We start from the raw sequence: 7,010 nt of genomic DNA, 5'->3' as shown, positions 1-7,010 counted from the left end.
GATGATCGCCATCGAAGAACAGCGGGCGGCCATCGCGCTGCGCGGGACATAGCGCGTCGTCGCACAGCACCGGCATCGGGTCCCACAGCACGCCACCGGCAAGCCGCGTTCGATCAACCACGCCTTCGCGTCTTCGGCGTCCTGTTCAAACCACGCCTGGGTAGATCCCAGCCGATACGTATATCCCCACGCATCCATGTCGGCCATCAGCCGCTGGCTGCCGACACCGGGCAGCTGCCCGGCCAGCACGATCTGCAGGTAGCAGGTCGCGTCTTCCTCGGCCACCGAGTCGGTGGCATCGGTGTGCACCTGCGCACGCCGTTCCGGCGGCAGTACGATCAGGTGGCAGGCCTCATGCAGCATCGAGTGCACGGGCGTGTCATCGCGTACGTACACGTTGCTGGCGATGATGCCGGCCTCTGGCTCGCCCCAGTAACTGCCGGGAATCGGTTCGCCGGGCGCCACGTGGTGCAGCCGAAGGCCATGCGCGGCGAGCAGGCGCTGCGCGTCGGCGAAGGCGATGTCGCCCACGCAGGTGATGTCCACGGCGGTTGTCGTATCGGTCATGCGGGTCAGACAGCCCCGCCCATGCAGGCACGGGCGGGGCAGGGGATCAGGGCTTGTCCGGACCTTCGGGCAGCGCCACGGAAATGTCCAGCACGTCGTGCTGGCCATCCTTTACCAGGTCGACCTTCACCGCATCGACGTCGATGTTCACGTACTTCTTGATCACTTCCAGCAGCTCGCGCTGCAGCAGCGGCAGGTAGTCCGGGCCACCACGGTGGCTGCGTTCCTGCGCGATGATGATCTGCAGGCGGTTCTTGGCGGTTTCGGCGGTGGTCTTCTTCGCTTTGAGGAAATCAAACAGGCCCATGCTTACCCTCCGAACAGCTTGCTGAAGAAGCCCTTCTTCTCGACGTTGGTGAAGCGCATCGGGCGTTCTTCGCCGAGGATGCGCGCGACGGCGTCTTCATAGGCCTGGCCGGCAGCGGATTCGACATCCAGGATGACCGGCTCGCCCTTGTTGGAGGCGTTGAGCACGTCGCCCGATTCCGGAATCACGCCGATCGCCTTCAGGCCGAGCACTTCCTCGACGTCGGCGATGCTCAGCATCTCGCCGCTTTCCACGCGCAGCGGGGTGTAGCGGGTCAGCAGCAGGAAGGCCGGCACGTCCTGGCCGGACTCGGCCTTGTGGGTCTTCGAGTCGAGCAGGCCGATGATGCGGTCGGAGTCGCGCACCGACGACACTTCCGGGTTCACCACCACCACCGCACGATCGGCGAAATACATCGCCAGGAAGGCACCCTTCTCGATGCCGGCCGGGGAGTCGCAGATGATGTAGTCGAAACCGTCGGCGGCCAGGTCCTTCAGGACCTTGCCCACGCCTTCCTGGGTCAGTGCGTCCTTGTCGCGGGTCTGCGAGGCGGCCAGCACGTACAGGTTGTCAAAGCGCTTGTCCTTGATCAGGGCCTGCTTGAGGGTGGCTTCGCCGTGCACGACGTTGACGAAGTCATACACCACGCGGCGTTCGCAGCCCATGATCAGGTCGAGGTTGCGCAGGCCGACGTCGAAGTCGATCACCGCCACCTTCTTGCCGCGCCGAGCCAGGCCGCAGGCCAGGCTCGCGCTGGAAGTGGTCTTGCCGACGCCGCCCTTGCCGGAGGTGACTACGATGATTTCAGCCAAAGGACTTCTCCTGATGATTCTGTTTGGGGGCTGCGTCAGTCCAGCGCAGCGATCTTGATCTGGTCCTGTTCCAGCCACACCTGCACGGCCTTGCCGCGCAGGTTGTCCGGGACATCGTCCAGTACCTTGTAATGGCCTGCAATGGCGACCAGTTCCGCATGGAAATCACGGCAGAAAATGCGTGCCGCAGTGTTGCCCTGGGCCCCTGCCAGCGCGCGGCCGCGCAGGGTGCCGTAGATGTGGATGCTGCCATCGGCAATGACCTCGGCGCCGGCGCCGACGGTGGCCATCACGGTCAGGTCGCAGTTCTCCGCGTACAGCTGCTGGCCCGAACGCACGTTGCCCAGCTGCATGCGGCCCGGCTTTGGTGCAGCCGCGTCGGCCACCTTGGCCACCGGCGTTGCCGGGGCCGGCTTCGGTTCGGCACGGGCTGCGCGGCGCGGCTCCGGTGCAGGCGGCGGCGGGGCCGGTTCGGCCTCGGCACGCTCGTACTGCGCTCGGAACTTGGCCAGCAGCGGCAGGCCGAGCTGCTGCGAGAGCAGGTCGATCGCGCTGGTGCCATAGGCAAGCGCCACCGGCAGCACGCCGGCGCTGCGCAGGCCATCGACCAGCGCCTGCGCGGTGGCCACATCCGGCACCTGGCTCAGGCCGCCGAAGTCGAGGATCACCGCGGCGCGGCCGAACAGCTTCGGGGCGCGGGTCACGCGCTCGCGCATTTCCTGCACGAGGCGTTCGACATCAAGGGTACGGATGCGCAGGTTGGCGATGCCCACCTGGCCGATCTTCAGTTCACCGGCCTGTTCGTAATCGAAATTCACCGCCACGCTCAGGTCCCCGTCGGCCGCTGTGCCTGCGCCGGCAGCTGCCGTGCGCGTGTCCATGCCACATCCGGCAGCTTGCCGCCGTAGGTCTCCTTGACCCAGGGGTAGCTGCACAGTTCCTTGGCCAGCATGCTGGCGCGCACATCGACCTGCGGCATCGTGTTCTGGCCCAGCTCGCGGAAGCCGAAGCTGCCGTGGAAGAGCAGGGCGGCATCGGCGCCATGGTCGAGGAAGACTTCGCAGGTCATCTGCGGGTAGCGCAGTTCGGCGAAGCTCTGCGCGTCGGCATAGAACGCACGGCCGACGCCGCCGCCACGACGGCGGCTGGCGACCACGATGCGGTCGATATAGAAGAACGGGGTGTCCAGCTGCTGCTTGAACCAGGCGAAATTGCTGCTGTCGTGCTGGCTGTCGCTGCCAAAGCCGATCAGGAAGCCGGCCAGGTTGCCGTCGCGCTCGGCGACGCGGAAGTATTCAGCGGTTTCATAGAACAGGCGCAGGCGAGCCGCATCCAGGGGAAGGATGGCCAGGCCAGCATTGTTGTTCAAAGCCAGGACGGAATCGAGCTCGTGCTCGCGCACGTCGCGGATGACAATCGACATTGTGACTCCGTGGGGTAACGCGGTTGGTCCATCAAGGGACCCTGCGCACGATTATTGCATGCCCGGGGTGGGCTGCGGCATGAACAGGCGACTGCAGGGGCATGACTTCCGTGGGAGTGCGCGACGCAGGCCGGGCCCGTAGAGTGCTGGCATGTTGGGAGTCCTCAGCCATACCCGCGTCCTCCGCCTGGCCGGCCTGTTCACCTGGGTCATGGTCGGCCTGCCGCTGGCGTACTCGCAGTTCGAGAACCTGCACAGCCGCGCTGACATGGGCGGCTGGGCGATCCTGCTGTTCGTTGCCTACCTGTCCTTCGGCACGGCCTACTACTGGCTGACCCGCATCCTGCGCAGCGACAGCCACACCAGCTGGCTGGACCGCAGCCTGCTGCTGTTGCTGACGGTCTCGGCGCTGGGGGTCAGCTTCCTCAGCGGGTCGGGCCTGGGCAGCATCCTGATGATGGTCGCCGCCGGGGTCATTCCGTGGATGCTGTCGGTACGGCTGGGGGTGCTGTGGCTGCTGGTCAGCCAGCTGGCCGTGGCTCCGGTCTACTACATGCTGCTGCGCTTCCCGCTGTTCGAAGCGGTGATGCAGTCGCTGCTGTACGGCGGCTTCTCCATGTTCATCTTCGTGACCAGCCTGGTTGCGCGTCAGCAGACCGAGGCCCGCGACGAGCAGCGCCGGCTCAATTCAGAGCTGCGCGCCACCCGCGCCCTGCTGGCCGAGAGCGCGCGGGTCAACGAGCGCACCCGCATTTCGCGCGAACTGCATGACCTGCTGGGCCACCAGCTGACCGCGCTGACCTTGAACCTGGAGGTCGCCGGGCACCTGGCCGAGGGCCAGGCCCTGGATCACGTGAAGCGCTCGCACGCGCTGGCCAAGCTGTTGCTGGGCAACGTGCGCGAGGTCGTGAGCCAGCTGCGCGAGACCGGCGCGATCGATCTGGCCGCGGCCCTGCGCCCGCTGACCGAGAACGTGCCCTCGCTGGACATCCAGCTGGAGATCGAGGATCCGCTGAACGTGGAGGACCCGCAGCGGGCCCACGTACTGCTGCGCTGCACCCAGGAGATCATCACCAACGCGGTGCGCCATGCCAGTGCCCGCCACCTGTGGATCAAGGTGTACCGTGAAGCCCCCGATCGGGTGGTGGTCGAGGCCCGCGACGACGGCGTCGGCGCGGATATGGTCAATGTGGGCAATGGCTTGCGCGGCATGCGCGAGCGCCTGCAACAATGTGGTGGCCAGCTGCAGATCGAAACCCGCCCCGGTGAGGGTTTCCGGCTGCGGGCGACGGTGCCGGCAACGGTGCTGGTGGCGGCCCTTACCAAGGTTCCTGAAGGAGTGCGTTGATGATTCGCGTCTGCCTGGTCGACGACCAAACCCTGGTGCGGCAGGGAATCCGCTCCCTGCTGGCGCTCGACGACGGCATCGAGGTGGTGGCCGAGGCCGGCGACGGCCGGCAGGCGGTCGAGCTGATCCCCCAGGTACGCCCCGACGTGGTGCTGATGGACATGCGCATGCCGGTGATGTCGGGGCTGGAGGCCCTGCAGGTGCTGTCGAGGCAGGAACAGCTGCCGCCGACCATCATCCTCACTACCTTCGACGACGATCAGCTGGTGCTGGCCGGGCTCAAGGCCGGTGCCAAGGGCTACCTGCTCAAGGACGTCACCCTGGCACAGCTGGTCGGTGCCATCCGCACCGTGGCCGACGGGGGATCGCTGGTGCAGCCGGCGGTAACCCAGCGCCTGCTGTCCGGCCTGGAGCACATGCGCAATGAATTCGTCAGCCTGGACCGCCCGGACCCGCTGACCGACCGCGAGACCGAGATCCTGCGGCTGATGGCCAGTGGCTTCTCCAACAAGGAGATCGCCAATTCGCTGGGCGTCGCCGAGGGCACCATCAAGAACCACGTGTCCAACATCCTTTCCAAGCTGGGTGTGCGCGACCGTACGCGTGCCGTATTGAAGGCCTTCGAACTCCAGCTGGTATAAGAAAAATCTTTCAAGTACAAAGACTTGGGTCGTGGCCGGGGGTTTCCGCCAGGGTTGACCCCTACTTGCCGGGTAGCGGTATGCGTTACCCTTCGAATCCTTTGTCCATACAAATACGCAGCCGGCAGGGAAACCGGTGCGCCAATCCCGATAAACAATGCCCGCGAAGCCTGCTAGGATTGGCGCTTCGCTTCAATCAACCCGGCCGTGGGATCGGCCCCGGAGACTCTCTGAATGACCCGTATTATCGAGTTCCTGATCGCCTTGGGGATCGTGGCTGGCCTGTTCGTCATCATTGGCGTATGTCTGCCGGGCGAGCGTCACATCACCGAAAGCATCGAGACCAACCGCAAGATGACGATCGTGTACGACACGGTCAGCAGCCTGCGCCGCTTCAAGGACTGGAACCCGCTGGTACTGCGCGATCCCGCCGTTGACCTGAAGCTGTCCGGCCCGGCCTCGGGTGTCGGTGCCACCCTCGACTTCACCTCCAAGGACCTGGGTACCGGTTCCTGGAAGATCACCGAAGCCGAAGAGAACAAGCGTGTTGTGATCGCCATCGAGGACGCCACCAAGGGTCACGACAAGGTCACCACCTTCAACCTGGAGCCGACCGGCAAGGGCGGTCGCAACGTCAAGATCACCCAGGACTACTCGGTGAAGTACGGCTTCGACCTGTTCGGCCGTTACGCCGGCCTGTATGTCAGCCGCCAGATCGGCGACGACATCAAGATGGGTCTGTCGCGCATGGCCAACATGCTCGCAACCGTGCCGAACGTGGACTACCGCACGCCGGAAGCCCCGCTGACCGACCTGGCCATCGTTGAAGTGCCGGCCGAGAACCTGCTGGTGGTCAACGCCGGCAACGTGGACCGCGGTCAGGACACCATCACCAAGTCCATCAAGGACAACCAGGAGTGGATCAAGCGCGTGATGGAGGCCAATGGCCTTGAAGCTGCCGGTCCGTTCCGCATCATCACCACCGACTTCGGCCAGGAGAAGTACGCCTTCGACATTGCCCAGCCGGTGAAGAAGAAGGGTGCCGAAGGTGCTGCTGCCGACGAGCTGACCGTCAAGATCGACGGCGGCGCTCCGGTCAAGTACGTGCACGTTGCTCCGCACCGTTCGGCGCATGCGGCCTACACCGGCCACATGGCGGGTCTGGACGTGGCGCGCAACGGCCTGCGTGCCTGGGCCGTGACCTCGGGCAACGAAGTCATCGACCGTCCGTACGAAACCTGGAAGGACGGCATCGACAAGTCGTTCACCCCGGAAGGTACCTACGACATCTACTGGGCCGTCAAGTAATCCCCGGCTGACCCATGTAGTGTTGGACACGAAAACGCGCCGCTCATTGCGGCGCGTTTTTTTTCATCCGGCGCCCGGCAAGGGGCGCTGCGCAAGGAGCCCTCATGTTCAATCTGGAACGTCGCGCACGTAAGCCTTCCCTGCTGGCCTGCCTGGGGGCGCTGTTGGCTGCCGTGTCGATCGGCCTGTCTGCCTATGCATCGCATGGCGTGGCCGACCCGTTGGCGCAGCAGCATCTGAACATGGCGGCGCTGTATGCGTTCGCGCATGGCGCGGTGCTGGTCGCGCTTGGGCCGCGCGCGCAGGGGGTGATCGCACACCTGGCGCTGTACGTGCTGCTGCTGGGGGTCCTGCTGTTTTCCGGCAGCCTGGTGGGTGGGGCGTTGTGGCAGTGGCCGACACGGATGGCGCCGATCGGTGGCACCAGCATGATGGCCGGGTGGGTATTGCTGGCGATCAATGCGTTGAGGCGGTGAGGGTCGCAGGGCTGTCGCTCCGATCCATGCCGATGCGATCGTGATGGTTCATGGGCGTTACTTTTCTTTTCGCGCGAAAAGAAAAGTAACCAAAAGAAACGCGCCGCCGGCCGCGAGCCGGTGCTGTG

9 protein-coding genes and 1 pseudogene are annotated in these 7,010 nt (G+C 65.3%); 4 read left to right on the top strand and 6 right to left on the bottom strand.

What is annotated here, in order from left to right; genetic code table 11:
• The 6 genes and pseudogenes from ABGA94_RS19595 to ABGA94_RS19570 all read right to left on the bottom strand — a co-directional run.
• The coding region (locus tag ABGA94_RS19595; protein ID WP_375367960.1) for a hypothetical protein at positions 1 to 76 on the bottom strand (76 nt) is incomplete at its 3' end.
• Between the two features lie 14 nt (positions 77 to 90).
• Positions 91 to 567 (bottom strand): annotated as a pseudogene (locus ABGA94_RS19590) (hypothetical protein); the annotation flags it as partial.
• Between the two features lie 46 nt (positions 568 to 613).
• Complete coding sequence (gene minE / locus ABGA94_RS19585) at positions 614 to 874, bottom strand: cell division topological specificity factor MinE (RefSeq protein WP_005408532.1); 261 nt, start codon at positions 872 to 874, stop codon at positions 614 to 616.
• A gap of 2 nt (positions 875 to 876) precedes the next feature.
• Positions 877 to 1,686 carry a septum site-determining protein MinD gene (minD, locus tag ABGA94_RS19580; RefSeq protein WP_005415682.1) on the bottom strand — a complete coding sequence of 270 codons (810 nt, stop codon included), beginning with the start codon at positions 1,684 to 1,686 and terminating at the stop codon, positions 877 to 879.
• A 35-nt stretch (positions 1,687 to 1,721) separates the two neighbouring features.
• Positions 1,722 to 2,567 carry a septum site-determining protein MinC gene (gene minC, locus ABGA94_RS19575; RefSeq protein ID WP_049413254.1) on the bottom strand — a complete coding sequence of 282 codons (846 nt, stop codon included), beginning with the start codon at positions 2,565 to 2,567 and terminating at the stop codon, positions 1,722 to 1,724.
• Positions 2,513 to 3,109, bottom strand: a complete 597-nt coding sequence (locus ABGA94_RS19570; protein ID WP_005415684.1) for a GNAT family N-acetyltransferase — start codon at positions 3,107 to 3,109, stop codon at positions 2,513 to 2,515. The genes minC and ABGA94_RS19570 overlap by 55 nt, the downstream gene beginning before the upstream one ends.
• A gap of 151 nt (positions 3,110 to 3,260) precedes the next feature.
• Between ABGA94_RS19570 and ABGA94_RS19565 the strand changes: the two genes are divergently transcribed.
• The 4 genes from ABGA94_RS19565 (at position 3,261) to ABGA94_RS19550 (ending at position 6,882) form a co-directional block, all read left to right on the top strand.
• Complete coding sequence (locus tag ABGA94_RS19565; protein ID WP_053497662.1) at positions 3,261 to 4,457, top strand: sensor histidine kinase; 1,197 nt, start codon at positions 3,261 to 3,263, stop codon at positions 4,455 to 4,457.
• The gene (locus ABGA94_RS19560) at positions 4,457 to 5,098 is read left to right on the top strand and encodes a response regulator transcription factor (RefSeq protein WP_006424175.1); all 642 of its coding nucleotides are present in this window, start codon (positions 4,457 to 4,459) and stop codon (positions 5,096 to 5,098) included. The genes ABGA94_RS19565 and ABGA94_RS19560 overlap by 1 nt, the downstream gene beginning before the upstream one ends.
• A 234-nt stretch (positions 5,099 to 5,332) precedes the next feature.
• A complete protein-coding gene (locus ABGA94_RS19555; protein WP_005415686.1) occupies positions 5,333 to 6,406 on the top strand; it encodes an SRPBCC family protein in 1,074 nt (357 codons plus the stop codon).
• A gap of 104 nt (positions 6,407 to 6,510) precedes the next feature.
• Entirely contained in the window at positions 6,511 to 6,882 is a 372-nt protein-coding gene (locus tag ABGA94_RS19550) for a DUF423 domain-containing protein (RefSeq protein WP_005415687.1), read from the top strand.
• Positions 6,883 to 7,010 lie beyond the last annotated feature (128 nt).

Origin of the sequence: Stenotrophomonas sp. 3diitr2024 (assembly GCF_042136455.1) — a bacterium.
Lineage (GTDB): Bacteria > Pseudomonadota > Gammaproteobacteria > Xanthomonadales > Xanthomonadaceae > Stenotrophomonas > Stenotrophomonas sepilia.
Note: the sequence above shows the minus strand (reverse complement) of the source record. Positions and strands in the feature narration are given on the sequence as shown.